Source organism: Pelobacter seleniigenes DSM 18267, assembly GCF_000711225.1.
Taxonomy (GTDB): domain Bacteria; phylum Desulfobacterota; class Desulfuromonadia; order Desulfuromonadales; family Geopsychrobacteraceae; genus Seleniibacterium; species Seleniibacterium seleniigenes.
Genome location: NZ_JOMG01000004.1, coordinates 519,435 through 544,110 on the forward strand (window position 1 = coordinate 519,435; position 24,676 = coordinate 544,110).

The 24,676-nt window shown below is 53.2% G+C and carries 26 protein-coding genes; 22 read left to right on the forward strand and 4 right to left on the reverse strand.

Annotation, left to right across the window (positions count from 1 at the left end):
* Positions 1–156: 156 nt before the first annotated feature.
* The 3 genes from leuS to holA are packed head-to-tail and all read left to right on the forward strand — an operon-like array spanning position 157 to position 4,223.
* Positions 157–2,712, forward strand: a complete 2,556-nt coding sequence (leuS, locus tag N909_RS0119330; protein ID WP_029917784.1) for a leucine--tRNA ligase — start codon at positions 157–159, stop codon at positions 2,710–2,712.
* A complete protein-coding gene (gene lptE / locus N909_RS0119335; protein ID WP_029917785.1) occupies positions 2,712–3,218 on the forward strand; it encodes an LPS assembly lipoprotein LptE in 507 nt (168 codons plus the stop codon). The genes leuS and lptE overlap by 1 nt, the downstream gene beginning before the upstream one ends.
* A 3-nt stretch (positions 3,219–3,221) precedes the next feature.
* Positions 3,222–4,223 (forward strand): DNA polymerase III subunit delta, encoded by a 1,002-nt coding sequence (gene holA / locus N909_RS0119340; protein ID WP_029917786.1) that lies wholly within the window; start codon positions 3,222–3,224, stop codon positions 4,221–4,223.
* A 94-nt stretch (positions 4,224–4,317) separates the two neighbouring features.
* Here the strand turns inward: holA and rpsT are convergent, their stop codons facing one another.
* A complete protein-coding gene (gene rpsT / locus N909_RS0119345; protein WP_029917787.1) occupies positions 4,318–4,581 on the reverse strand; it encodes a 30S ribosomal protein S20 in 264 nt (87 codons plus the stop codon).
* Positions 4,582–4,742: 161 nt separating this feature from the next.
* On the opposite strand from rpsT, the gene murJ reads away from it, so the two are divergent.
* On the forward strand, positions 4,743–6,311 hold the full coding sequence (murJ, locus tag N909_RS0119350; RefSeq protein ID WP_029917788.1) for a murein biosynthesis integral membrane protein MurJ: 1,569 nt from the start codon (positions 4,743–4,745) through the stop codon (positions 6,309–6,311).
* 247 nt (positions 6,312–6,558) lie between these two features.
* On the opposite strand, the gene N909_RS0119355 is transcribed toward murJ, so the two are convergent.
* Both N909_RS0119355 and mazG read right to left on the reverse strand, forming a co-directional pair.
* A complete protein-coding gene (locus tag N909_RS0119355) occupies positions 6,559–6,951 on the reverse strand; it encodes an FxsA family protein (protein WP_029917789.1) in 393 nt (130 codons plus the stop codon).
* 243 nt (positions 6,952–7,194) lie between these two features.
* Positions 7,195–7,911, reverse strand: coding sequence for a nucleoside triphosphate pyrophosphohydrolase (gene mazG, locus N909_RS0119360; RefSeq protein ID WP_029917790.1), 717 nt, complete (start codon positions 7,909–7,911; stop codon positions 7,195–7,197).
* A gap of 231 nt (positions 7,912–8,142) precedes the next feature.
* Between mazG and N909_RS24915 the strand changes: the two genes are divergently transcribed.
* From N909_RS24915 to N909_RS0119445, 18 genes are all read left to right on the forward strand, one after another.
* A complete protein-coding gene (locus tag N909_RS24915; RefSeq protein ID WP_051689969.1) occupies positions 8,143–8,685 on the forward strand; it encodes a YceD family protein in 543 nt (180 codons plus the stop codon).
* A 115-nt stretch (positions 8,686–8,800) separates the two neighbouring features.
* Entirely contained in the window at positions 8,801–8,983 is a 183-nt protein-coding gene (gene rpmF / locus N909_RS25395; protein WP_084167830.1) for a 50S ribosomal protein L32, read from the forward strand.
* 14 nt (positions 8,984–8,997) lie between these two features.
* The gene (gene plsX, locus N909_RS0119370) at positions 8,998–9,984 is read left to right on the forward strand and encodes a phosphate acyltransferase PlsX (protein WP_036684158.1); all 987 of its coding nucleotides are present in this window, start codon (positions 8,998–9,000) and stop codon (positions 9,982–9,984) included.
* 39 nt (positions 9,985–10,023) lie between these two features.
* The gene (locus N909_RS0119375; RefSeq protein WP_029917793.1) at positions 10,024–11,001 is read left to right on the forward strand and encodes a beta-ketoacyl-ACP synthase III; all 978 of its coding nucleotides are present in this window, start codon (positions 10,024–10,026) and stop codon (positions 10,999–11,001) included.
* A 25-nt stretch (positions 11,002–11,026) separates the two neighbouring features.
* Entirely contained in the window at positions 11,027–11,941 is a 915-nt protein-coding gene (gene fabD / locus N909_RS0119380; RefSeq protein WP_029917794.1) for an ACP S-malonyltransferase, read from the forward strand.
* A gap of 46 nt (positions 11,942–11,987) precedes the next feature.
* Positions 11,988–12,725, forward strand: a complete 738-nt coding sequence (gene fabG, locus N909_RS0119385) for a 3-oxoacyl-[acyl-carrier-protein] reductase (RefSeq protein ID WP_029917795.1) — start codon at positions 11,988–11,990, stop codon at positions 12,723–12,725.
* 51 nt (positions 12,726–12,776) lie between these two features.
* Positions 12,777–13,010, forward strand: coding sequence for an acyl carrier protein (gene acpP / locus N909_RS0119390; protein WP_029917796.1), 234 nt, complete (start codon positions 12,777–12,779; stop codon positions 13,008–13,010).
* Between the two features lie 117 nt (positions 13,011–13,127).
* On the forward strand, positions 13,128–14,360 hold the full coding sequence (fabF, locus tag N909_RS0119395) for a beta-ketoacyl-ACP synthase II (RefSeq protein ID WP_029917797.1): 1,233 nt from the start codon (positions 13,128–13,130) through the stop codon (positions 14,358–14,360).
* An 8-nt stretch (positions 14,361–14,368) separates the two neighbouring features.
* Positions 14,369–14,806 carry a ribose 5-phosphate isomerase B gene (rpiB, locus tag N909_RS0119400; protein WP_029917798.1) on the forward strand — a complete coding sequence of 146 codons (438 nt, stop codon included), beginning with the start codon at positions 14,369–14,371 and terminating at the stop codon, positions 14,804–14,806.
* A gap of 148 nt (positions 14,807–14,954) precedes the next feature.
* The gene (gene glyA, locus N909_RS0119405) at positions 14,955–16,208 is read left to right on the forward strand and encodes a serine hydroxymethyltransferase (RefSeq protein WP_029917799.1); all 1,254 of its coding nucleotides are present in this window, start codon (positions 14,955–14,957) and stop codon (positions 16,206–16,208) included.
* Between the two features lie 11 nt (positions 16,209–16,219).
* The gene (locus N909_RS0119410) at positions 16,220–16,678 is read left to right on the forward strand and encodes a deoxycytidylate deaminase (protein WP_029917800.1); all 459 of its coding nucleotides are present in this window, start codon (positions 16,220–16,222) and stop codon (positions 16,676–16,678) included.
* Positions 16,675–17,133: a transcriptional regulator NrdR gene (gene nrdR / locus N909_RS0119415; protein ID WP_029917801.1), complete on the forward strand. Its 459-nt coding sequence runs from the start codon at positions 16,675–16,677 to the stop codon at positions 17,131–17,133. The genes N909_RS0119410 and nrdR overlap by 4 nt, the downstream gene beginning before the upstream one ends.
* A gap of 110 nt (positions 17,134–17,243) precedes the next feature.
* Positions 17,244–18,359 (forward strand): bifunctional diaminohydroxyphosphoribosylaminopyrimidine deaminase/5-amino-6-(5-phosphoribosylamino)uracil reductase RibD, encoded by a 1,116-nt coding sequence (gene ribD, locus N909_RS0119420; RefSeq protein ID WP_342672713.1) that lies wholly within the window; start codon positions 17,244–17,246, stop codon positions 18,357–18,359.
* Positions 18,344–18,994: a riboflavin synthase gene (locus tag N909_RS0119425; protein WP_029917803.1), complete on the forward strand. Its 651-nt coding sequence runs from the start codon at positions 18,344–18,346 to the stop codon at positions 18,992–18,994. The genes ribD and N909_RS0119425 overlap by 16 nt, the downstream gene beginning before the upstream one ends.
* Before the next feature lie 98 nt (positions 18,995–19,092).
* On the forward strand, positions 19,093–20,298 hold the full coding sequence (locus N909_RS0119430) for a bifunctional 3,4-dihydroxy-2-butanone-4-phosphate synthase/GTP cyclohydrolase II (RefSeq protein WP_029917804.1): 1,206 nt from the start codon (positions 19,093–19,095) through the stop codon (positions 20,296–20,298).
* A 25-nt stretch (positions 20,299–20,323) separates the two neighbouring features.
* Positions 20,324–20,788, forward strand: coding sequence for a 6,7-dimethyl-8-ribityllumazine synthase (gene ribH / locus N909_RS0119435; protein WP_029917805.1), 465 nt, complete (start codon positions 20,324–20,326; stop codon positions 20,786–20,788).
* A gap of 4 nt (positions 20,789–20,792) precedes the next feature.
* Positions 20,793–21,266 (forward strand): transcription antitermination factor NusB, encoded by a 474-nt coding sequence (nusB, locus tag N909_RS0119440; RefSeq protein ID WP_029917806.1) that lies wholly within the window; start codon positions 20,793–20,795, stop codon positions 21,264–21,266.
* 42 nt (positions 21,267–21,308) lie between these two features.
* Complete coding sequence (locus tag N909_RS0119445; protein WP_029917807.1) at positions 21,309–22,619, forward strand: homoserine dehydrogenase; 1,311 nt, start codon at positions 21,309–21,311, stop codon at positions 22,617–22,619.
* A gap of 184 nt (positions 22,620–22,803) precedes the next feature.
* On the opposite strand, the gene N909_RS0119450 is transcribed toward N909_RS0119445, so the two are convergent.
* Positions 22,804–24,666 carry an AMP-dependent synthetase/ligase gene (locus N909_RS0119450; protein ID WP_029917808.1) on the reverse strand — a complete coding sequence of 621 codons (1,863 nt, stop codon included), beginning with the start codon at positions 24,664–24,666 and terminating at the stop codon, positions 22,804–22,806.
* Positions 24,667–24,676 lie beyond the last annotated feature (10 nt).

The window sequence follows — 24,676 nt, forward strand, 5'->3', positions numbered from 1 at the left end:
CCGGGCGGTAAATACGTAACGCCGGGAAACGGGAGCTGTTTTGCCCCTGAAAATTTTGATTGGATACGATGCCGGCCTGCGCCGGTTTTCGTGTATCTGCTGCAGAGATATTTTTTGAATTTAAGTGGCGAAAGCGAGGCTCGCCACGGAGGATTTATGGAAAATCACTACAACCCCAAAGACGTCGAGGCCAAATGGCAATCATTTTGGCAGGAACAGCAAACTTTTCGTGCCGGCGAAGATCCAGGCAAGAAAAAATACTATCTGCTGGAAATGTTTCCGTATCCGTCAGGCCGTATCCATATGGGGCATGTCAGAAACTATGCCATCGGTGATGTGGCCGCCCGTTTCAAACGGATGCAGGGGTTCAATGTGCTCCATCCCATGGGCTGGGATGCTTTCGGGATGCCCGCTGAGAACGCGGCCATCGAACACGGCATTCATCCGGCCAAATGGACCTATGAAAATATCGACAGCATGCGGCGGCAGCTGAAAAAAATTGGCCTTTCCTATGATTGGAAACGTGAATTTGCGACCTGTGATGCGGACTATTATCGCTGGGAGCAGCTGGTCTTTTTGAAAATGTTCGAGAGGGGGCTGGCGTATAAAAAAGGCTCCTCGGTGAACTGGTGTGATGACTGTCAGACGGTCTTGGCCAATGAGCAGGTTGAGGATGGCTGCTGCTGGCGCTGCCACAACCCGGTGGAGCAGAAAGAGCTCGAACAGTGGTTTTTCAAGATCACCGACTATGCCGACGAACTCCTCGAATGTGCAGACAATCTGCCCGGCTGGCCGGAGCGGGTGCTGGCCATGCAACGCAATTGGATCGGCAGGAGTTACGGGTGTGAGATCGTTTTTACGGTCGTCGACAGCAGCTGTCAGATCAAGGTCTTTACCACCCGGCCGGACACTCTTTTCGGAGCCACCTTCATGAGTCTGGCGCCGGAGCATCCGTTGGCGGAAACTCTGGTGACCGAAGAACAACGCGCAGCGGTCAGCCAGTTCATGGAAGAAGTCGCCGGCCAGGACAAGACTGCCCGGATCAGCGGAGATCTGGAAAAGAAAGGTGTCTTTACCGGCTCGTACTGTTTGAATCCCCTGACCGGCCAGAAGATCCCGGTCTTTTTGGCTAACTTTGTGCTTATGGATTATGGGACCGGTGCGGTTATGGCGGTTCCGGCCCATGATCAGCGGGACTTCGAATTTGCCCGGAAATATGGTCTGCCCCTGCAGGTTGTCATTCAGCCGGAAGGCGAAGACTTAGCTGCCGAGCAGTTGCCGGAAGCCTATGTCGGCTCCGGTGTGCTGGTCAATTCCGGCCAATTCGATGGCCTCGACAATGAGGCGGCCAAGGAGAAGATCGCTGAATATCTCGATTCCCGCGGGGAAGGACGTAAAACCGTCAATTATCGGTTACGCGATTGGGGGGTCTCCCGGCAGCGCTATTGGGGTACACCGATCCCGATCATTTATTGTGACAGCTGTGGTGCCGTGCCGGTCCCGGAAAAGGATCTGCCGGTCACGTTGCCGATGGATGTTGAATTAACCGGAGAGGGTGGATCCCCCCTGGCCAAGCATCAGGAATTCATGCAGGTAGCCTGCCCGAAATGCGGCCAGCCGGCCCGCCGGGAGAGCGATACCTTCGATACCTTCGTGGAGAGTTCCTGGTATTTCGCCCGCTATGCCTGCCCGGACTATCAGGATGGACCGCTGGATAAAGCGGCTGCAAATTATTGGTTGCCCGTCGACCAGTACATCGGCGGGATTGAGCATGCGGTCATGCATTTGCTCTATGCCCGGTTCTATACCAAAATTCTTCGTGACCTCGGGATGATCGATGTCGACGAGCCCTTCACCAATCTGTTAACCCAGGGGATGGTGTGCAAGGAAACCCAACGCTGCAACGAGCACGGCTGGCTGTACCCGGAACAGGTCGTGGATGGGAAGTGTGTGCTTTGCGAACGTCCGGTGAGCTTCGGCCGCACCGAAAAGATGAGCAAGTCCAAAAAGAACGTCATCGATCCCAACCAATTGATCGAGCAATACGGGGCAGACACTGCGCGGCTGTTTTCACTTTTTGCGGCTCCCCCGGAGAAGGATCTCGAATGGAATGAGCAGGGGGTGGAAGGGTGCTCCCGTTTCCTCAGCCGGGTCTGGCGTGCCGTCGGCGACAACCTCGAAGCGATTGCCGCGGCCGATATGCCCGCCGAGGTGTCCGGTGAAGCGGCCGAACTAAAGCGCAAAATCCATCAGACAATTAAAAAGGTCAGTGAGGACATCGACGGTCGGTTCCATTTCAATACCGCTATTGCGGCAGTGATGGAGCTGGTCAATGCCATCTATGCATTCAAGTCGACGGCTAATAATCCCGGGATCATGCGGGAAGCTCTGGAAACGGTGGTGCGGTTGCTGAACCCCTTTGTTCCGCATATCTGTGAGGAGCTTTGGCAGCAGTTGGGGCATACCGATGGTATCGAAGCCGCCGGCTGGCCGAGCTGGGATGACCAGGCGCTGGTCGCCGATGAAGTGACCATGGTGGTTCAGGTCAACGGCAAGGTGCGTGGCAAGCTGGCTGTGGCAATTGATGCCGAGCAGGCCGCTATTGAACAGGCCGCGCTAAGTGAAGCCAATGTCCAGCGGTTTATCGAAGGCAAACAGGTGCGGAAAATAATTGTTGTCCCCGGCCGCCTGATCAACGTCGTGGTCGCTTGATGAGACCCTTCGCGCTTGTTTTTGTTACCCTGTTGTTGCTCAGCGGCTGCGGTTATCATTTTGCCGGGCAAGGAGGACACTTGCCCGGCGGGCTCAGTAAGATTTATGTCGCACCGATCAATAACCTGACCAGCGAACCTTATCTGGAAACGAGACTGATCAGTCGTGTGACCGATGAATTTGCCCGGAGCAGGCAGATTGCCGAGGTTTTTAATTCTGCCGCTGCCGAAGCGATTTTGACTCTGACCATCCGCACATATTCCAGGCAGGCCATCTCCTATGACAGCCATGACGACATCGCCGAATATGATTCTGCCATGACGGTGGATGCCCGGTTAACTCGTGTCAAGTCCAATCAGGAACTTTGGCAACAGCGCATCAGCTGGAAAAGCTCCTATTCCGTTTCCAGTGATAAGGCGGCTCAGGACAGTGCCGAGGCCAAGGCGATTGCAGAAATCTGTCAACGACTGGCGGAAGAGTTGCGTTTTCGTTTGCTGAGTAACTAGCCTATGACAGTTGAGGAATTCAATCGCCTGTTGCGTGAAAAACGAGTTCCAGAACTGCTCTGTCTGTATGGCGAGGAAAGCTTTTTAGTGAACCAGGCCGCCAAGCGGGTGCGCCAGGTTCTTTTTCCGACCGGGGTTGATGATTTTAACGATCATCGCTTCGAAGGGAAAAGCTGTCGGGCCGAGCAGGTTCTTGATGCCGCCGAAACCCTCCCTGTTTTTGCGGCCCGAAGACTGGTCACCATCAGTGATGCTCATTTGCTGCCTGCTGCTGAACAGGATCGGCTGATGGACTACCTGGGTAATCCCGTGCCCGAAACCTGCCTGCTGCTGGTTGCCGAAAAAATCGATGGTCGGCGGAAATTTTTCCAGCAATTCAAAAAAGTCGGTGTTCTGGTTGAATTCAAAGGGCTCTCTGAAAGGGACCTGCCCCGGCATGTGAAAAATTATCTTGATGAGAAGGATATCGAAATCTCGGCCGATGCGCTCAGCCTGTTCTGTGCGACCGTTGGTGAGCGATTGCAGGAAGTCCATTCTGAGCTGGATAAATTGATCACTTACATTGGGCGGGCGCGCTTGATTGACAGTAAGGATGTCCAGGCTGTGGTCTCCAGGGGGCGCGCTGAGAATATCTTCAATCTTGGCAATGCGGTTGGCCGTGGAGATACTGCGGGGGCCCTGGAGCTGGCTAAACGGCTGGGTGGGGCGGGGGAGGCTCCGCTACGAATCCTGGCGCTGCTGGTCAGGCATTTTCGCCAGCTCTGGAAGGTCAGGGAGCTTAGTGCTCAGGATTGTCCCCAGAAAGAGATCGCGAGTATTGCCCGGATTCCCTTTTTTGTGGTCGATGGACTTATTCAGCAAGCCAAACGGTTTTCCCGTCAGGATTTCATGACCGCTTTTGAACTGTTTCTGGAAACCGATCTGGCCATGAAATCGAGCGGCGCGGATGCGGATGCTTTACTGGATAGTTTGATCCTGCGGCTGACCAAACGAAAGACGAACTAAAAAAACAAGGAGATTGAGATCTCCTTGTTTTTCAATCGTTCATTGCGGGACAGCGGCCTGGTGACAGCGCCGAATGTCCCTATGTCATCCCGGTTCAGGCCAGGCTGTTGACCAATTTGCTCAGGCGGGAAATTTTGCGGCTTGCGGTCGCTTTATGGATAACGCCTTTTGCTGCGGTTTTGTCGATATAGGGAATTGCTTTGGCCAAAGCGGCCTGGGCAGCGTCTTTGTCCTCAGCCGCAGCAGCTTCCCGGATATTTTTGACCAGGGTCCGCATGGTTGAGCGAATATGGGTATTGCGGGCGTTACGGATCTGGTTCTGCTTATTGCGTTTAATTGCCGATTTATGGTTTGCCACGAAAAAAATCTCCTTACGCGTTGAAATGGGATATTGTCACAAGTGGCGGCGATATTATGCGTCTTATCTCTTCCTGTCAAGTTAGAAAATTTTTAATTTAAATAAAAAGTAACGCTTCTCCAGGAACTTATCTTCTGTATAAAAAGGATTAAAATAGAATAATGACAAGTCGAAGAACCATAGGCTGGTCGACCGTCACCATGGCGATGGCGACCCTGCTCAGCCGCATCGGCGGTTTGGTGCGGGATGTCCTGGTGGCACGCCTGTTCGGTGCCGGCCTGGCAACGGATGCTTTTTTTGTTGCCTTTACCATCCCCAACCTGTTACGGCGCTTTTTTGCCGAAGGCTCTTTGAGTGCGGCTTTTGTCCCGACCTTTTCCGAAGTTCTGCACCAGCGAGGCGAGGAGGAGGCCCAGCGGCTCGCCAATCGCTGCATGACCCTGCTGTTGCTGGTCATGGTTGCCATTGTTGCCCTGGGGATTATCGGCTCTCCCTGGATCACCAAAGTGATCGGTTACGGTTTTTCCGAAATTCCCGGCAAGCTGGAATTAACGGACCGGCTTAATCGCATCATGTTTCCTTATATCGGGCTGGTTTCCCTTTTGGCTCTGATTACTGGCATTCTTAATGTCCGGGGGCATTTTTTTCTGCCCTCCTTGTCGCCACTGTTTTTGAATCTGATGATGATTATGGCGGCATTGAGCCTGCGCCAGCTGTTCAGCGTGCCGATTTATGCTCTTGCCATCGGCGTTTTGCTGGGCGGGGTCCTGCAGTTGCTGCTGCAATATCCGTTGTTGCTGCGCTATAAGATCGTCCTCAAGCCGGATTTCAGATTCAGGAATGATCCGCAATTGAAAAAAGTCATGACCCTGATGATTCCGGGGATCCTCGGGGTCGCCATTTATCAGATCAATATCATCGTCAGTCGCTTGCTGGCCTCTTTTCTGCCCGACGGCAGTGTCAGCTATCTTTATTACGGACAGCGGCTGTTTGAGTTCCCGCAAGGGATATTTATCGTTTCCCTGGCCCAGGCAGCGCTGCCCATGATGAGCCGGCAAATTGCCGAAAAGGATGTTGCCGGGATGAGGGACTCCCTGGCTTTTTCTTTGAGTCTGGTCACGCTATTTACTCTGCCGGCGATTACCGGGCTGATTCTCTGTGCTAAACCGATCTATGCACTGTTTTTTTTCGGCGGTGAATTCGCAATGACCGATGTCGCCAATACTGCGACGGCATTGGTCTGCTACGCCCCGGGCTTGCTCTTCGTCGGTTTCAGCCGTATTGCCGCACAGACATTTTACGCTCTCCAGGACACCCGAACCCCAGTGATCGTGTCCTTTTGGACGCTTTTGGTCAATGCGGTAGCGGGGTACTTGCTGATGCTGTGGTACGGCTACAGCGGCCTGGCCATTGCCCTGACTATTTCCTCTATATTCAATGCTCTGTTGCTGGTCTGGCTGTTGCAGCGGCGGGTCGGTGGATTTTTACACAAAACTTTCTGGCTGCCGGTGGTCAAGGTGGTTCCGGCCTGTCTGCTGATGGCAATCGCTGTTGATCAGGCGCTTGGCTTTGCGGATTGGCAGGCGGCAGGGAACCATCTTCAGAAGGGGCTGGTGCTTGCTGCCGCGGTCGCTAGCGGCTCATTGGTATATTTCGGTTGTTGCTACCTGTTCAGGATTGAAGAAGTCAGAAGCGGCTTGCAGGCTCTGCGCAGAAAGCGACGCGCCTAATGACCTTTCATAAGTCCCATGGCAGATTGCCCGTCGGGGCGGCACTTAAGTCAACAACTCCTTCCCGGTCGTCAGGGCCTCCTCTTCCCGCGAGGAGACCTCTGTCGGCTGTTAAGGGGAGGCTGTCCGCAAGGTGACGATCAGTTAAGGCGACAGTCTTTCTGCGGCTGGCGGATTCTGAGTTGCCTTGCAAATGCTTTTCCCCGGCCATCAACCGTACCCACGGATGAATCATGTCATGAGCCGGTCAAAGCCGGTTGATACGGATCTCGCCCCGCTGGATTTTCTTGGTAAACCAGTCCATCAGCCATCTTTTAATAAACTTTCGAGTAAAAGGCGCCAATAGGCAAAAACCGAACAGGTCGGTGCAAAAACCGGGAGTGAGCAGTAATAATCCGCCGGCCAGGATAATTGCACCATCGGTGAGTTCATCGGTAGGCAGCCTCCCCTGATTCAGCTCGGTTTGTATCTTTTGTAACAGAGAGAAACCCTGTGACCTGGCCAGGTAAGCGCCTGCAATTCCGGTTAAAAAAATCATGGCGATGGTTGCACCGGCCCCGATCTGCCGACTGGCTTCAATGAGGACGTAAAGTTCGATGGCCGGTATCAGAATGAAGACGCCAAGCAGCTTTATAAACATGTATACACCTTTCATAAAAAATCATAAATTAAGAAATGTACAAATTTTAGGTCATTGTTTTCAGAAAAAGACGACTCCTGTAACTGCCTGGAATTACGCTAAAATAAAATTGAACAAAAAATAGGCAACGTGGTGCCTCATGCAGTTTTTACTAACTCTCGGATAATTTCAACAGGTTTTTATACAGGTTTTCCACAGCCGGTGTGGACGGTGCTCAAAACCGATTGTTTTTCACGAACTTTGCTATTGATGACCTTCTTGGGTTTGTTTTTTGTGGTCAGCGGCAGCGATCAGGGTATTGTTTTTCTGGCGCAGGGCATCCTCTGCGTCGACGCCCAATGTTGTTGCGAGCTGAACCGTTTGATACAAAATATGACCAATGATTGCGGCCGGTGATTCTCCACCGTCCCGAGGTTCGTCTTGCTCCATTTGACCGGATAAGCTGACCCAGCTGTTCTGAATCTGCTCATGCAGCAAGATTGCCGTCGGCAGGGGACTCTTTTTGCTGATTTTCTGGGCCGTTTTCAGGGCCGGCAGTGTCTTGGGAAGCCGCTCGGCCAGGCTGTGCCCCTGACCGCGGGTTTCCCTTTCCTGATGTTTGATGGCTTCCCAGCGTTCGGCATGGTGTGCCTGATCGGCCTCGCCGAAGACATGGGGATGGCGGCGAATCAATTTGTCGGCTATGGATTTTGCCACGTCGGCAAAGTTGAACAGGCCTTGCTCCTGATAGATTTGGGCAAGAAAGACGACCTGGAGCAGCAGGTCGCCAAGTTCGTCGCAAACCTCGGTTGGGTTGTGGTGGTCGATGGCGTCGAGGACCTCGTAGGCCTCTTCGAGCAGGTATCCTTTTAAGCTCTGCGGAGTTTGCTGGCGGTCCCACGGACAGCCTGTTTCAGAGCGCAACGTGGACATGATGTTGATGAGACGGTTTATTTCCATATCGTTTGCGGGGTTGGACATTGATTCGTCAAATCCTTTAAGAGAGTTGATGGCATTTTTGCTGTGATGTTTCGTACTTGGTATAAATTACCAGTCTTCGGCAGTTCCTGGGGGAAAATAAAAAAAACCTTGCAAAACAAAAATGAATGGGCTAGAAAGTGCGCCATTCTGAACAGTTGGGAGCATCCCTTTTAGCTTGACATGATTTGATCGCTCTTTATACTGTTTCTTTCGCCCTGGTGAGGATGGATTGTGCGTCTGGAGTTGAAAGATATCAAGGGCGGAGTCCTTGAACAAGATTATGTTTGCTCGGCAGAGGATTTCCCCGATTTGGTTGCGGTTGCAGAAGAGGGCGGCCCGGTCTATGACGGGCCGATCCGGTTTTTTCTGAGATTGCAACGCAGTGGGCAGATCGTTGAGGTCGATGGGCGGTTTGAAGCTTCGCTCCTTATGCAATGCGGACATTGTCTGCAGCCTTTTCAGCGCGCTCTGGCCGAATCCTTCTCGCTGACCTTTACCCCTTGTGAGGGGCGTGAGCAAGAGTTGGAGGAGGAGGTCGAACTGGAGGCTTTGGAACTGGACATGATTCCGTACCATGATGAGGTGCTTGAGCTGCGTCACCCTCTGCAGGATCAATTAGTCATGACGATACCGATCAGTCCGCTTTGCTCGGAAACCTGCAAAGGACTCTGTCCGGAATGCGGCGCTGATCTTAATCAGAAGCAGTGCGGCTGTACCAAAAAACCGTTTAACAGCAAATTTTCAGTGTTGGCGGGGATTAAACTGAAGGAGTAACAGGGATACAACTTTCGGCAGCGAGGCCGTCAGAAGATCTTTGTTGAATCTACTAGGCATATAACCGCCGGACAGGATGTCAATCCGCTGGATGTCCGGCTGAAGGAGAAAGATCATGGCAGTACCAAAGAAGAAAACTTCTAAAGCGAAAAAAAATATGCGTCGCGCTCATGATGCAGTGACCGCTCCAGGGATCTCCACTTGCCCGCAATGCCAGGAGCCGAAACGTCCTCATCGGGTCTGTTCTAATTGTGGAACTTATAAGGGCAAAGAAATCGTTAGCAGCGACGAAATCTAAGCCGGCCGCCGTCAATGACCGTCAAAATTGCTGTTGATGCCATGGGTGGGGATAACTCACCTGTTGCTGAAGTAACCGGCGCTGTTGCTGCTTGTAAAGAATGGGGATGTCAGGTTGTCCTCGTCGGCGATACGGAAAAGATTCAGGCTGAGCTGGCAAAGCATGACACTGCCGGTTTGAGCTTGGAAATTCAGCATGCCAGTGAAGTTGTCGGCATGCACGATTCACCTTCCGATGCTGTACGAAAAAAAAAGGACTCTTCTATTCGAGTCGCTTTTGATCTGGCCAAGCAGGGAGCGGCATCCGCCGTTGTCAGTGCGGGGAACTCAGGTGCGACAATGGCCGCCGGAATGGTGGTTTTTGGACGGGTCAAAGGCATTGAGAGACCTGCCATCGGCACCTGTCTCCCCAACCTGAATGATCAGACCATGGTCCTTGATATGGGGGCCAACGTCGATTGTAAGGCCTCGCATCTTTATCAGTTCGGACTGATGGGCAGCGTTTATGTCGAACATCTGTTCGGTAAACCGCGACCTCGGGTCGGGCTCCTGTCGAATGGTGCTGAAGAGAAAAAAGGGAATGAGCTGACACGCGAAGCTCATTGTCTGCTCCGGGACTCACAGCTGAATTACCTTGGCTATGTCGAGGGTGGTGATGTCTATAACGGTGCAGTCGATGTTGTCGTCTGTGACGGGTTTGTTGGGAATGTTCTGCTGAAAGTTTCCGAGGGGCTTGCGGTCGCTGTGGGCACAATGCTCAAACAGGAAATTGAAAGACGCTTCCTGGCCAAGGTTGGTTATCTCCTCAGCCGCTCTGCGTTTTCAGCTTTTAAGAAAAGAATTAATCCTGCCGAGTATGGTGGTGCGCCCCTGCTGGGTATCGCCGGAACGGGAATCGTCTGTCATGGCAGTTCCGACCCTGTTGCAATCAGTATTGCAATTCGGCAGGCAGGTGAGTACGCTCAGGTTCGCTTTGAAGAGAGACTGGCAGCGTTGCTGTAAGTTTTACTTTCAGGAACCGAAAACGGAGACTCTAATAAAATGAAAGCTCGAATCATTGGAACCGGTTCTTATCTGCCGGAAAGGATCATGACTAATTTCGACTTGGAGCAAATGGTCGATACCAGTCATGACTGGATTGTCGCCAGAACCGGCATCAAGGAGCGTCGGATTGCCGCTGAAGGTGAGTGTACTTCGGATATGGCGACCATCGCTGCTCAGCGCGCCCTCGATATGGCCGGAATCAAAGCCGAAGATATCGATCTGATTGTCATGGGAACGATTACCGGAGACTATCCCTGGCCGGCCACGGCATGCATCATCCAGGCTAAGCTTGGGGCGCAAAATGCTTTCGCTTACGACCTGTCCGCTGCCTGCAGTGGCTTCCTTTATGCTCTGTCTGCTGCCAATGATTACCTGGCCAATGGCCGCGGTAAGCGGGCGCTGGTTATTGGTGCGGAAACCCTCAGCCGAATTGTCGACTGGACCGACCGGAACACCTGCGTCCTGTTCGGGGATGGGGCTGGTGCGGTTGTGCTGGAAGCTCAGGACGGCGAGTCCGGTATTCTGTCTACCCACCTTCATTCTGACGGCAATTACCTTGAACTGCTTTATCAGCCTGGATTCGGCTCGCGAAATCCTTCCTCTCCTGAAGGAGTTGATGCGCGCTTGCCTTACCTGAAAATGCAGGGGAACGAAGTGTTCAAAGTGGCTGTGCGCTCATTGACTGATGTCTCCAAAGAAGCCCTTGATGCCAACGGCTTTTCCAGCGCGGATGTCGGGCTGTTCATTCCCCATCAGGCCAATCTCCGCATCCTCGAGGCCACGGCCAAACGGCTGGAACTGACTGAAGAGCAGAATTTTATCAATGTTGATAAATACGGCAACACCTCTGGAGCGACCATTCCGATTGCCATGGATGAAGCCTTCCGGCAGGGACTGCTCAAAGAGGGGGATCTGCTGTTGTCTGCAGCTTTTGGTGGCGGTTTTACCTGGGCTTCAGCTCTGATTCGCTGGTAATCTGACTATTTATTTAGGTGTTGAAATGATTGCATTTGTTTTTCCGGGCCAGGGGTCACAGTTTTCCGGAATGGGAAAAGACCTGGCCGATAATTTTGCTGTTGCTAAAGATATTTTTGCCGAAGCCAATGATGCCCTCGGCTTCGATATCGCTGGAATGTGTTTTTCCGGTCCCGATGAGGCTCTGAAGCTGACCGCCAATACCCAGCCGGCCATCTTGACGACCAGTGTCGCGGCATTGCGCGTGCTGCAGCAGGAAAAGGGACTTAAACCAGCCTATGTGGCCGGCCATTCCCTTGGCGAATATTCAGCCCTGGTTGCAACCGGTGCGTTGGCTTTTGCCGACGCGGTTAAAACTGTTCATCAGCGTGGTACTTTTATGCAGGAAGCTGTGCCGGTTGGTACCGGGGCTATGGCCGCGGTCATCGGCATTGATGCTGCCGAACTGGATCAACTCTGCCGAGAGGCCGCACAGGGCGACGCCGTTGCTCCCGCCAACTTTAACAGCCCGGGGCAGATCGTTATTGCCGGCCATGCCGCTGCGGTGGAGCGGGCCCTTGAACTTGCCAAGGAACGCGGGGCCAAAAGAGCCATGCTGCTCCCGGTGAGTGCACCGTTTCATTCCAGCCTGATGGCTCCGGCAGCGCTTCGCCTGCAAGAGGTTCTGGCACCGTTATCCGTCAATCCTCTCAGCGTTCCCTTAGTCAGTAATGTCGAAGCAGCCCCCTACCAGGATCACTCGCGAGTCAAGGAACTGCTGGTCGAACAGGTCTGCGCTCCGGTGCGTTGGGATGAATCAGTACAGTGCATGCAGCGCCTGGGGGTGACCCGCTATGTTGAAATAGGCCCCGGTAAAGTGCTGACAGGTCTTATCAAGCGGATTGATCGCCAGGCTGAACTGGTTAATATCTGCGACCTCGACAGTTTAGCCAAGGCCTAGAAAGAGTGCTATATTTATTCAATATCTTGATTTAGGAGAGTCGATTATGGTTAAAGAAAGAGTTGCTCTGGTGACTGGTGCTTCCCGCGGTATCGGGCGGAGTATTTCCCTGGCCCTTGCTGCTCAGGGTGCAAAGATTGTTGCCGTGGATATCGATCTTGCAGCGACTGAAGCCTTTGTTGCCGAGTTGAAAGCCGCTGGGACCGAGGCGATTGCCGTACAGGGCAACGTTACCGTTGCCGACGATGTCGAGCGGATGGTGAATGCCGCTAAAGAAGCTTTTGACCGTATCGATATCCTGGTCAATAATGCCGGGATTACCCGTGACGCACTGTTGCTGCGCATGAAGGATGAAGATTGGGACGCTGTTCTCAATGTCAATCTCAAAGGGGCCTTCCTTTGTACCCGTGCGGTCGCCAAGGTCATGACCAAGCAGCGCAGCGGGCGGATTATCAATATTGCGTCGGTGGTTGGCCAGATGGGCAACGCCGGACAAGCGAATTATTGCGCCAGTAAGGCCGGCTTGATGGGGCTGACCCGATCGAATGCGCGTGAACTGGCAAAACGCAATATCACTGTCAATGCCGTAGCACCCGGATTTATTGCCACGGATATGACCGATGCCCTGCCGGAGCAGAAGCGCCAGGAATTGGCTGCGCAGATTCCTCTGGAGAGGCTCGGTTCCGCCGATGATATTGCCTATACTGTTCTTTTCCTGGCGTCGGACCAGGCCGGGTACATTACCGGTCAGGTGGTCGGCGTTAACGGCGGAATGTACATGTAAACAAGTTGGCTTACAAAGTTGGGCCGAAATAACACACGAGGAGGAAAGCAAATGGCTTCTATTGATGAAAGAGTTAAGCAGATTGTAGCAGAGCAACTGGGTGTTGATGAAGATCAGGTCACGACCGATGCATCGTTTATGGACGACCTCGGTGCTGATTCCCTGGATACCGTTGAGCTGGTTATGGCTCTGGAAGAAGAGTTTGATGTCGAGATCTCTGACGAGGATGCTGAAAAAATCCAGACCGTCAAAGACGCTATCGAATACATCAGCAAAGCTTCCTGATCTTTTTGATTTGATGGCGCCGGATTGCGGTTCGGCGCCATCTGAAGCTTCCTGCCGTTAAAAACATGTATATTCCATCCAAGCAAACGTCAATGAATTATCAAGGTGAGATGACTTATGCGTAGAGTTGTAGTCACCGGCCTGGGAGTTGTCTCCCCCTTGGGCACCGGTGTTGAGAAGAACTGGGCCGCACTGACCAATGGCCAATCAGGGATCGCTACCGTGACCCGGTTCGATGCCTCTGATCTGGCCACACAGATCGCCGGCGAGGTCAAGGATTTCGTCGCCGAGGATTTTATTGAGAAAAAAGAGATCAAGAAAATGGATCTCTTCATCCAATATGGTCTTGCCGCGGCTGATATGGCGCTGAAAGATTCCGGCCTGGAGATCACCGAAGAGAATGCCGAACGAGTCGGGGTTTTGGTTGGCTCTGGTTTGGGCGGGCTGCCAGCCATCGAGCAATATCATAAAGTCTTGCTTGAGCGGGGCTACAAGCGGATCAGCCCGTTTTTCATTCCGATGCTGATTATCAATCTTGCGCCTGGTCACATTTCTATCAAGTTTGGCGCCAAGGGACCCAATCTTTCCTCGGTTTCAGCTTGCGCGACCGGAACCCACTCCATCGGCGACGCCTACCATATGATTGCTCGCGGTGATGCCGATGCCATGTTTGCCGGTGGCACGGAATCGACGATCACGCCGCTGGGCATCGGTGGCTTCAATGTCATGAAAGCCCTGTCGACCCGGAATGACGATCCGCAGACCGCCAGTCGTCCGTTCGAGAAAAACCGCGATGGATTTGTTATGGCTGAGGGTGCTGGTATTCTTATCCTCGAAGAGTACGAAAGTGCTAAAAAACGCGGTGCAGACATTTACTGCGAGGTGGTCGGTTACGGCCTGAGCAGCGATGCGTTCCATCTGACCCAGCCTGCTGCAGGCGGGGAGGGGGCTGCGCGTTGTATTGCCATGGCTCTGAGAACCGCTGGTTTAAACCCCGAAGATATAGACTATATCAACGCCCATGGGACCTCGACCTATTTTAATGATCTTTACGAAACCATGGCGATCAAATCGGTTTTGGGTGATCATGCCAGAAAAACCCTGATCAGTTCCACCAAGAGTATGACCGGGCATGGGCTTGGTGCCGCCGGTGGTATCGAGGCGGTGTATTCGGCTCTGACCTTGAAAACCGGGGTGGTGCCGCCGACCATCAACTATTTTGAGCCCGATCCCGAATGCGACCTCGATTATGTCCCGAATGAAGCGCGTGAAGCCGATTGCCAGGTCGCGCTGTCGAACTCATTTGGCTTCGGAGGCACTAACGCCACTTTGGCTTTTAAAAAGATCTGAGGCTCTCAATGATTGCAATTGCCAGCGACCATGGTGGGTTGGAACTGAAGACAGCTATTGTTGAACTTCTTCAACAGCGCAACATGGCCTATGTTGATCATGGTACTCATGGTCAGGATTCGGTCGATTATCCGGACTATGCCGCTTTAGTTGCCAAAGCTGTGACCAGCGGAACTGCCGAGGCGGGGATCCTGATTTGCGGCACCGGAATCGGGATGTCCATTGCGGCGAATAAATTTCCGGGGATCCGTGCCGCCCTGGTCCACGATGAGTTCACGGCGCAGATGGCTCATGAGCATAACAATGCCAATATCCTGGTGCTGGGGGGGCGTTTGCTGAGCCCTGAGCAAGGGCGGAAATTGGTTGAAGTCTGGCTTGATGCGGACTATGAAGGAGGACGGCACCAAAACCGTCTGGATAAAATCGCGGCTCTTGAACAGCCGTAAAGGGAAATGGTTCATCACGACGGGGCAGGCTGCAGCGCCCCGTTTTTTTTATCTTTGCCGGCGAGGAGATTTATTTTCCTGGAAGAGTTTTTTCTGCTGGCTTATAAAAGAGCGTACTATTAAAGCATAGTTTTTATGGAGGAAGCATATGACCGGTCCGAATTTAGCATCTTTTGATCCCGAAATTGCCCAGGTTGTGGCGGATGAAACCCGTCGCCAGGAATATAATCTTGAATTTATCGCCTCGGAAAACTTCGTCAGTGAAGCGGTTCTGGAAGCACAGGGTTCTGTCCTGACCAATAAATATGCTGAAGGCTATCCGGCGAAAAGATATTACGGCGGTTGCGAATGTGTTGATGTTGCAGAACAACTGGCGATTGATCGGGCCAAAGAGCTATTCGGTGCTGAACATGCCAATGTTCAACCTCATTCTGGTTCTCAGGCGAATATGGCTGTTTACATGACGGTTTGCCAGCCTGGCGATACGGTTTTAGGGATGAACCTTGCCCACGGCGGACACTTGACTCATGGTTCGCCGGTCAACTTTTCCGGCAAGCTCTACAATATTGTTCCCTATGGACTCAAGGCCGAAACCGGGACCATCGACTATGACGAAGTCGAAAAACTCGCCAAGGAACACCAGCCCAAACTGATCGTGGTCGGAGCCAGCGCCTACCCTCGGAAAATCGATTTTCCGGCCTTTCGCAAAATTGCCGATGCGGTTGGTGCCGTCATCATGGTCGATATGGCACATATTGCTGGCTTGGTTGCCGCCGGGGTCCATCCGAATCCCGTTCCTTATGCAGAATTCGTCACCACCACGACCCATAAGACCCTGCGTGGTCCCCGCGGTGGAATGATCCTTTGCACTGAAGAGTGGGGCAAAAAACTCAACAGCAATATTTTTCCGGGTATTCAGGGGGGGCCGCTGATGCATGTTATTGCAGCCAAGGCCGTGGCTCTGAAAGAAGCCCTCTCTCCGGAGTTCAAAAGCTATGCCGAGCAGGTGGTGAAAAATGCCCAGGCCCTGGCCGGCGGACTGGTGGAGCGCGGCTATAAACTGGTGTCCGGCGGGACGGATAATCACCTGATGCTGGTTGATTTCACCGGTACCGAGATTACCGGAAAGGTCGCCGAGCATACTTTGGAGGAAGCCGGTATCACGGTAAATAAAAACGCGGTTCCCTTTGACACCCGGTCGCCGTTTGTGACCAGTGGAATTCGTATCGGCACCCCGGCGACCACGACCCGCGGGCTGAAAGAGGGGGAAATGGTCAAAGTTGCCGAGTGGATCGATCGCGCCTTGAAAAATATTGATAACCAAGCGGAGCTTGAAAAAATCAGAGGCGAAGTCAAGGACCTGTGCCTGCAGTTTCCACTTTACGCTCATCGCTTGAAGTAACGAGGACCATGATGCACCGACCTGGCTGGGACGAGTATTTTATGGATATCACGCATTTGGTGGCGACTCGCTCCACCTGTATGCGTAGGCAGGTCGGTGCTGTTCTGGTTAAGGAAAGAAATATTCTGGCGACGGGCTATAATGGCGTACCGAGCGGCATTACCCACTGTGACGTAAGCGGCTGTCTGCGGGAGAAGTTGAAGGTCCCTTCCGGGGAACGCCACGAGCTTTGTCGTGGACTGCATGCGGAACAGAACGCCATCATCCAGGCCGCGCGTCATGGCGTCAATATTGCCGGCGCAACAGTGTACTGTACTGATTCGCCATGTATTATCTGTAGTAAAATGCTGATTAATGCTGGGGTCGCCGAGGTTGTTTATGCACGCGGTTATCCTGATGAGTTATCTTTGGAAATGCTTGGAGAAGCGGGAATAAAATTCCGCCTTCATGGGAAGAGTAGCGACGGATGAATTGTCCATTCTGCGGTTATGACGATACCAGGGTTGTTGATTCCCGGCTCGGCAAAGAAGGGAATAACGTGCGCAGGAGACGGGAATGCCCATCTTGTGAACGGCGCTTTACGACTTACGAACGGGTCGAAGAAATTTTGCCATGGGTGATCAAAAAAGATGGTCGTCGGGAGGCTTTCGACCGCTCCAAAATCATTGCCGGAATGCAGCGCGCTTGTGAAAAAAGGCCGATTTCCATTGAAGAGATTGAAGCCATGGTTGACCAGCTTGAGCGTCAATTTCAGGAGTGCGGAGACAAGGAAATCGCCGCCAGCCAGATCGGTAAGGCAGTCATGGATATTCTGCATGATGCCGACGAAGTTGCTTATGTTCGGTTTGCATCGGTCTACCGGCAATTTAAAGATATTAATGAATTTATGGCTGAACTGAACGATCTACTCAAAAACTCCAAATGAATCACCCTGTCCTGTTGCAACAACCGGGATCCCAATTCCTGTACGGTCATTAGGCAGACAGGACTTCAGGGTATTCCGGTTTGTTTTTTTTTGAGTGACGGATAACAATGATGGTTAGCGACCAGCAGTTATATTATATGCAATGCGCCTTGGACCTCGCTTGCCAGGGCGTGGGCAGAACGGCACCTAATCCGGCGGTTGGTGCAGTCATCGTTAAGGATGGCGAAATCGTCGGTCGCGGTTTCCATCCCCGGGCCGGTGAGCCGCACGCTGAGGTTTTTGCGCTCAGGGATGCTGGCGCGCGTGCTCGGGATGCCGATGTCTATGTGACCCTGGAACCCTGTTCCCATTTTGGAAAAACCCCGCCTTGCGCGGAAGCCTTGGTTGCTGCCGGGGTTAAAAGAGTGTTTGTCGGCGTAACCGATCCGAACCCGCGGGTTGCCGGTGCCGGGGTCGCCAGGCTGGAACAGGCGGGTATCGAAGTTCGGGTTGGGGTGCAGGAAGAGCAATGTCGGAGACTGATTGCGCCATTTAAAAAACATATCCTGAGCGGTCTGCCGTTTACCATCTATAAAACCGCCATGACTCTTGATGGCGCGACCGCAACCTGGAGTGGAGATTCGCAATGGGTCTCCTCCGCTGCGAGCCGGCGGCATGTTCACCATTTGCGGGATCGGGTGGAGGCAATCATGGTCGGCATTGAAACGGTCCTCCACGATGATCCGTTGTTGAATACCCGCTTGGATGACGGGGCAGGACGGGACCCGCTCAGGGTTGTTGTCGACAGCCGCTTGCGGATGCCACCCAGCAGCCGGATGTTGAAGCAGTCCTCGGCCGCGGCCACCCTGATCGCCACTGGAGCTGAAGACGCAGCCAAAATCAGGCGACTGGAGGAGGCCGGTGCCGAGGTTTTAGTGCTGCCGTTGAACGGTGCCAAAGTGTCGTTACCGGCGTTGTGGCGGGAACTCGGGCGGCGTCAGGTTCAGCGGTTGCTGCTGGAAGGCGGGGCGACCCTTGCCACGGCGGCATTGAAAGAGCGGCTGATTGATCAACTGATGCTGTTTGCGGCTCCAAAAATACTTGGCGGTTTACCGACCCGGGGCATTTTTGCCGGCCCAGGTTGTGATAAAATGGCAACTGCCGAGGTTCTTACGGATATCCGTTTTGAACAGATCGAAAACGATTTATTGATAACAGGAGACTTGAATCCATGTTTACCGGACTGATTCAAGCGGTTGGAACCGTGAGCAAGCTTGACCGTCGCGGTCATTCAGCCCAACTGCATATTTGCAGCAGTATGGCGGCTGACAACCTGGAATTGGGAGAAAGTATCGCTGTTAACGGCGCCTGTCTGACCGTGGTCAGTTGGAACGCTGAGTGCTTTTGTGTTGATGTCTCGCCCGAAACCCTGGACCGTACGACCCTTGGTCAGCTGCGCCCCGGCAGTGAGGTCAACCTGGAGCGTGCATTGCGCCTGGCCGATCGCCTTGGCGGCCATCTGGTCAGCGGTCACATCGATTGCACTGCTACGGTGCGCCGCCGCTACCAGGATCAGAACTCCATCCGCTTCGAATTTAACGTTCCGCAGTCGGCCCTGCCTTATCTGGTTGAAAAGGGGTCGGTCGCCATTGACGGGATCAGCCTGACCGTCAATAAAGTTGATGGCAATGGCTTTGCGGTTGCGATTATTCCACATTCTCTTGCCCACACCACGTTACGCTCATGTCGGGAAGGGACTTCGGTGAATATCGAAACCGATATCCTTGGGCGCTATGTTGAACGGTTGCTGCGGTTTCAATCTGGTAAGGACGAGCCGCAAGGCGTTAGCCTTGACTTCCTTGCCAAAAACGGATTTCTGTGAGATAACAGCCGACTACGACCGCGGGTCATTCTGCTGATTGAATTCTGCTGCAAAGATGATGGGTGTCGGCGCGCCGGCACAAAAAAAAGGATAACGTCATGCCGATTTCAAAGATAGAAGCTGCTCTGGAAGATATCCGTCAGGGCAAAATGGTGATCCTGGTTGACGATGAAGATCGCGAAAATGAAGGCGATCTGGTCGTCGCTGCCGAGTTGATCACCGCGGAAAAAATCAACTTCATGGCCAAAGAAGGGCGTGGGCTGATCTGCTTGTCCTTGACTGAAGAACGTGCGGACGAACTTGATCTGCCGTTGATGGTCTCGGACAACAATTCGTCTTTTGGGACCGCTTTCACCATTTCCATCGAGGCCCGGCGCGGCGTCACGACCGGTATCTCGGCTGCAGACCGAGCCCATACCATTCAGGTTGCCGTTGCCGATGAGACCACTGCGCGCGATTTGGCCAGGCCGGGACATGTCTTCCCGTTGCGGGCTAAAAAGGGCGGTGTCATGGTGCGGGCCGGGCAAACCGAAGGGTCAGTGGATCTGGCTCGCTTGGCCGGTTTGAAACCCGCCGGGGTGATCTGCGAAATAATGAATGAGGACGGGACCATGGCCAGGATGCCGCAATTGGAAGTTTTTGCGGCCCGGCATGATCTGAAAATCATCTCCATCGCTGAACTGGTGGCTTACCGGATGCGCAAGGAACTACTGGTGCGGCGCGCGGCGGAAACCACCCTGCCAACCCCCTTCGGCGGTGATTTCAAGGCCATTGTCTATGAAAACGATGTTGATCATGCTCAGCATATGGCTCTTGTTAAAGGTGAAATCAATCCCGAGGAACCGGTTCTGGTCCGGGTGCACTCCGAATGTCTGACCGGTGACGTGTTTGGTTCGCAGCGTTGTGACTGTGGCGAGCAGCTGCATGCCTCCATGGCTCAGATCCAGAAAGAGGGCAAGGGGGTGGTCCTCTATATGCGCCAGGAAGGCCGTGGCATCGGCCTGGTGAACAAGCTGAAAGCTTATGCGTTGCAGGATCAGGGGCATGATACGGTTGAAGCCAATCATGTGCTGGGGTTTGACGACGACCTGCGTGATTATGGGCTGGGTGCGCAAATCCTGTCTGAACTGGGCATCCGAAAATTACGTCTGATGACTAATAACCCCAAAAAGATTGTCGGGCTGGAAGGCTACGGCCTGGAAATCGTGGAGCGGGTCGCCATCGAAATGCCGCCCCACAGCAGCAATTTGAAATATTTGAAGACCAAACGTGAAAAAATGGGCCACCTGCTGGAAAATCTCTAGCAGAAGGCAAAGTCTGGAGGAATATATGCCTGAGATTATTGAAGGAAAACTTGATGCCAAGGGCTTTCGGTTCGGCCTGATTGTCAGTCGTTTCAACAGTTTTATCTGTGATCGGCTGGTGGAAGGAGCGCTTGATACCCTGGTTCGCCATGGCGCAGAAGAGACCAGCTTGACGGTCGTTAAAGTGCCCGGTGCTTTTGAACTGCCCTTGGTGGCAAAAAAAATGGCCGGTTCCGGGAAATACGATGCGTTGATCTGCCTGGGGGCAGTGATCCGTGGCGGAACTCCTCATTTTGAATACGTCAGTTCTGAAATGACCAAAGGGATTGCCTTGGCTTCTCTGGAGTCGGGGCTGCCGGTCGCCTTCGGGGTGCTGACCACGGATTCAGTTGAGCAGGCCATTGAACGGGCCGGGACAAAGGCCGGGAACAAGGGCGTTGAAGCTGCTATGAGCGCCATTGAAATGGTTAACCTTCTGGGAGCGGTCTGAGACGATGTCCTATAATCGGCGCGTAGGGCGCGAGTGCGCGTTAAAAATGCTCTATGCACTGAAGTTAGAGCGTGAGCAGGTAGATCCGGGGCGTTTGCTGGATTCTTTTTGGGATCATTTCCGTTTTGCCGATGACGCCCTTGGCGAGCCTCTGGACAGCATAGAGGAGCCCCTGGCCACGTCGACACGGATTTTTGCGGAGACCCTGGTCAAGGGGGTTGTCGAGTATCGGCCGGTTCTGGATCGCAAGATTTCCGAAGTTGCCAAAAACTGGTCCTTGGAGCGAATGACTCCGGTCGACCTGTCGATCCTGCGGATGTCTGCTTACGAGTTGCTCTATCTCCCGGAAATTCCGGTCAGTGTCTCGATCAATGAAGCGATTGAAATAGCCAAGCGCTATGGAACGGAAGAATCGGCAGCCTTTATCAACGGGTTGCTGGACAAGATTGCCAGGAATGTTGAAAAGGGAAGCCTTTAACACGTCCTTTAGACGAGAGAAATTTTCAGAATTGAGGTTGTCATGAAATCCATCAAGGTGGGATTGCTTGGCTTCGGAACGATTGGAACCGGGGTCGTCAGGGTTTTTCAGAACAATGCGGATGTTATTGAAAGTCGACTCGGGCACAGGCTTGAGCTGATCAAAATAGCGGATCTGGATATCACCACCGATCGTGGCGTTCAACTTGATGCTGGTATCCTGACCACGGATGTTGAACAGGTCATCAGTAACCCGGAGGTTGATATCGTTATCGAATTGATCGGCGGTTACGAGCCGGCAAAAAGCTTTATTCTGAAAGCGATCAGCCAGGGCAAGCATATTGTCACTGCCAATAAGGCGCTGATGGCTCTGCATGGTCAGGAAATTGTTGCGGCGGCCAATGAAAACGGGGTCTCGGTCATGTTTGAAGCCGCTGTCGGGGGTGGCATTCCGATTATCTCGGCGATCAAGGAAAACCTCTGTGCCAATCGGTTCAGTTCGGTGCTTGGGATTCTCAACGGTACCTGTAATTTCATTCTTTCCAAGATGACCGATGAGGGGGGCGACTTTGCGCCGGTCCTCAAAGAAGCCCAACAGTTGGGCTATGCTGAAGCCGACCCGACCTTTGACATCGAAGGAGTGGATACGGCCCATAAAATAGCCCTGCTGTCGGCCTTATGTTTCGGCACCACTGTCGATTTCAATCAGGTCTATAGGGAAGGAATCAGCAATATCGACGGGATCGATATTCGCTTCGCCAGCCAGATGGGGTACAAGATCAAGCTGCTGGCCATCGGTAAGAATTATGGCGACCAGATTGAGGTTCGGGTCCATCCCACCATGATTCCCGACACCTACCAGCTGGCGGAAGTCGACGGGGTTTTCAATGCGGTGCGGCTGACTGGAGATTTTGTCGGTCCGACCTTGTTGTACGGCAGCGGAGCCGGAATGGATGCCACCGCCAGCGCGGTGATGGGCGATGTCATGGCGATCAGCCGTGACCAGATTGCCGGGGCGCGTCCCCGAATTCCCATCATGGGCTATTGTGCAGAGCAGATCCGGACATTGCCGGTCAAAGCCATGAGCGAAATTGAAAGCCACTATTACCTGCGCTTTACTACCGTCGATCGTCCCGGTGTGCTGGCCAAGATCGCCGGTTGCCTCGGTCGGCATAATATCAGCATCCAGTCGATGCTGCAGCCGGAAAGCCATGAAGCCGATTCCGTGCCGATTGTGTTGATGACTCATGCTGCATTGGAAGCGGATATCTCTCAGTCCCTTGCTGAGATCGAGGAGCTTGACATTATCGTTCAACCGACCCGCCTGATCAGGGTTGAAAACGACCTCGGGTAAATTGTGGCCGGACAGGCCTGCGGGAATGCGCGGCTTGTCGGCTTCAATCCATGGTTTTGCACACCAAGAGCGCGCTGCACTTCTGTAAATCCAGACCAGCTGAAATCACGTTGCTGTCAAATAAAAAGCCCCGCTTGGAATGAGCGGGGCTTTGGCGTATTTTGGCGACCGGTTACGGTGACGGTCAGGTGGTGGAAATTTCCGGCTCCACAATGTAGCGCTTGATTTTGCGCGTTGTTGTTTTCGGGAACTCATCTTCCCGAAGGGTGAATTTTTTGACCCTTTTATAGTCGGCCAGGGCCTTGCCGTAAGTCAGGATTTCCTTGCGAATCAAATTCTCGATTTCGGCCGCTGACATCGGTTTGTCGTCGCGATCCTTGACCAGGGTGAACAGGGCCTCTTCATCCGGGTAAATGACGGCATAGACCTCTTCCGCGGTCCGCCCGACTTTGTGCCCGTAGACCATGATCTCAGCGATATAAGGGCTTTTCAGAAGTTGGTTTTCCACTTCTTCCGGATAGACATTTTTACCGTTCGGGGTGACGATGAGGTTTTTGACCCGCCCGCAGATGGAAAGCATGCGGTCCTCATCAAAGCGGCCGAGATCTCCGGTGTGATACCAGCCATCGCGCAGCACATCTTCCGTGGCCTCGTCGTTTTTGTAATAGCCGAGCATGACGTTGGGACCTTTGACCAGAATTTCGCCTTCGCCATCCTGGTTGGGATTCTCGATCCTGACTTCTACATCGTCCAGCACTTCACCGACGGTACCCGGTTTCCCTTTAAATGGACTTTCCGCAGAGATGACCGGGGAGGTCTCGGTAATGCCGTAGCCTTGGAGCAGGTTGAGACCGAGTGCTTTGAACCCCTCCGCAATATCAGGATCAAGGGCGGCCCCGCCGCTCACAAAAGTGGTCTCCTCACCAACCGCTTTCTGAACTTTTCCGGCTACGATTTTTCTGGTCAGACTGAATTTGTAGAGCAGCCGTGACGTCGGGTTGGCGTTGATGTTTTTGATGATACGGTCATAGAGCAGGCGAAAAACGGCCGGTACGCCGAGCAGAAAAGTGGGTTTGATTTCGTTGAGATTGTCACCCAGCTTTTTAATGGATTCGGCAAAGGTGACTTTACCGCCCAGGGACAGCGGAAGCAGAACCCCGCAGACCTGCTCGAAAACATGGTTGATAGGCAAAAAGGAGAGGGTTGCGATGTTGTTTTTGAGTTGAAACCGCTGGGTGACAGCTTCAATGTTGCTGACAATATTGCGATGACTGAGCATGGCCCCTTTGGCTCTACCGGTCGTGCCTGAGGTATAGAGGATAATGGCGACATCGGTGGCTTTGACGGTGCTGGGGGGAAGCCTGTCCGGATTGAGGATATCCTTATAGGCAAACAGACGTTTTTCTTTCCGCAGGCGATTGCGCAAGCGTTCGGATTCGGAGAGGAAATTGGGTTTCTTCTTTTCGGTGGCGGTGGTCTCGTCCCTGCGAGTCAGCAATGCGTGGGCGTGAATGACCGCCTCTTCGATTTTATTTCTTCGCGCGGCCGGGATGTCGAGATCAAGCACCAGATCGTGCCAGAGGGTGGACAGGTCTTCAAGGGCCTTGGCGATGTCCCCCTTCTCACTCAATTCGGACAATGGAGTGTCGAGGAGGATGATTTTTTTCAATTGAGGCAGATCGTCGATCACATCAAGCAAGGTCTCAAACTGTGGCTGGGCGACGAATACCGCCTCAGCGTCCGAATCGTTAAGAATATGGCGCAGCTCAGCCGCCTTGAGTTCCTTGTCGACCGGGACGGCGATGCAGCCCGCCCGCATGATTGCCAGGTAGGAGGTCACCCAGCGCGGGGAAGAAGGGCCGAGCAAGGCGATGTGTGAACGTTCCGCTATTTCCAGCTGGCGCAGCCCGGAAGCGATTTTTTCGACTGTGTCCCAGAGCTTTTGATAGGTTAGCGGGGTCCAGCGGTTTTTATGTTTGTGTTGCAGGGCAACTCTATCTTGATGCTGGCGGCAGCTCAGCTGAATCAGTTGGTCGATTGTTTGCACCTTGGTGACT

Coding starts and splice junctions, on each gene's coding strand:
- leuS (WP_029917784.1), top strand. CDS start 157: ATGGAAAATCACTACAACCCCAAAGACGTCGAGGCCAAATGGCAATCA.
- lptE (WP_029917785.1), top strand. CDS start 2,712: ATGAGACCCTTCGCGCTTGTTTTTGTTACCCTGTTGTTGCTCAGCGGC.
- holA (WP_029917786.1), top strand. CDS start 3,222: ATGACAGTTGAGGAATTCAATCGCCTGTTGCGTGAAAAACGAGTTCCA.
- murJ (WP_029917788.1), top strand. CDS start 4,743: ATGACAAGTCGAAGAACCATAGGCTGGTCGACCGTCACCATGGCGATG.
- N909_RS0119355 (WP_029917789.1), bottom strand. CDS start 6,951: ATGTTTATAAAGCTGCTTGGCGTCTTCATTCTGATACCGGCCATCGAA.
- mazG (WP_029917790.1), bottom strand. CDS start 7,911: ATGTCCAACCCCGCAAACGATATGGAAATAAACCGTCTCATCAACATC.
- rpmF (WP_084167830.1), top strand. CDS start 8,801: ATGGCAGTACCAAAGAAGAAAACTTCTAAAGCGAAAAAAAATATGCGT.
- plsX (WP_036684158.1), top strand. CDS start 8,998: ATGACCGTCAAAATTGCTGTTGATGCCATGGGTGGGGATAACTCACCT.
- N909_RS0119375 (WP_029917793.1), top strand. CDS start 10,024: ATGAAAGCTCGAATCATTGGAACCGGTTCTTATCTGCCGGAAAGGATC.
- fabD (WP_029917794.1), top strand. CDS start 11,027: ATGATTGCATTTGTTTTTCCGGGCCAGGGGTCACAGTTTTCCGGAATG.
- fabG (WP_029917795.1), top strand. CDS start 11,988: ATGGTTAAAGAAAGAGTTGCTCTGGTGACTGGTGCTTCCCGCGGTATC.
- acpP (WP_029917796.1), top strand. CDS start 12,777: ATGGCTTCTATTGATGAAAGAGTTAAGCAGATTGTAGCAGAGCAACTG.
- fabF (WP_029917797.1), top strand. CDS start 13,128: ATGCGTAGAGTTGTAGTCACCGGCCTGGGAGTTGTCTCCCCCTTGGGC.
- rpiB (WP_029917798.1), top strand. CDS start 14,369: ATGATTGCAATTGCCAGCGACCATGGTGGGTTGGAACTGAAGACAGCT.
- glyA (WP_029917799.1), top strand. CDS start 14,955: ATGACCGGTCCGAATTTAGCATCTTTTGATCCCGAAATTGCCCAGGTT.
- N909_RS0119410 (WP_029917800.1), top strand. CDS start 16,220: ATGCACCGACCTGGCTGGGACGAGTATTTTATGGATATCACGCATTTG.
- nrdR (WP_029917801.1), top strand. CDS start 16,675: ATGAATTGTCCATTCTGCGGTTATGACGATACCAGGGTTGTTGATTCC.
- ribD (WP_342672713.1), top strand. CDS start 17,244: ATGGTTAGCGACCAGCAGTTATATTATATGCAATGCGCCTTGGACCTC.
- N909_RS0119425 (WP_029917803.1), top strand. CDS start 18,344: ATGTTTACCGGACTGATTCAAGCGGTTGGAACCGTGAGCAAGCTTGAC.
- N909_RS0119430 (WP_029917804.1), top strand. CDS start 19,093: ATGCCGATTTCAAAGATAGAAGCTGCTCTGGAAGATATCCGTCAGGGC.
- ribH (WP_029917805.1), top strand. CDS start 20,324: ATGCCTGAGATTATTGAAGGAAAACTTGATGCCAAGGGCTTTCGGTTC.
- nusB (WP_029917806.1), top strand. CDS start 20,793: ATGTCCTATAATCGGCGCGTAGGGCGCGAGTGCGCGTTAAAAATGCTC.
- N909_RS0119445 (WP_029917807.1), top strand. CDS start 21,309: ATGAAATCCATCAAGGTGGGATTGCTTGGCTTCGGAACGATTGGAACC.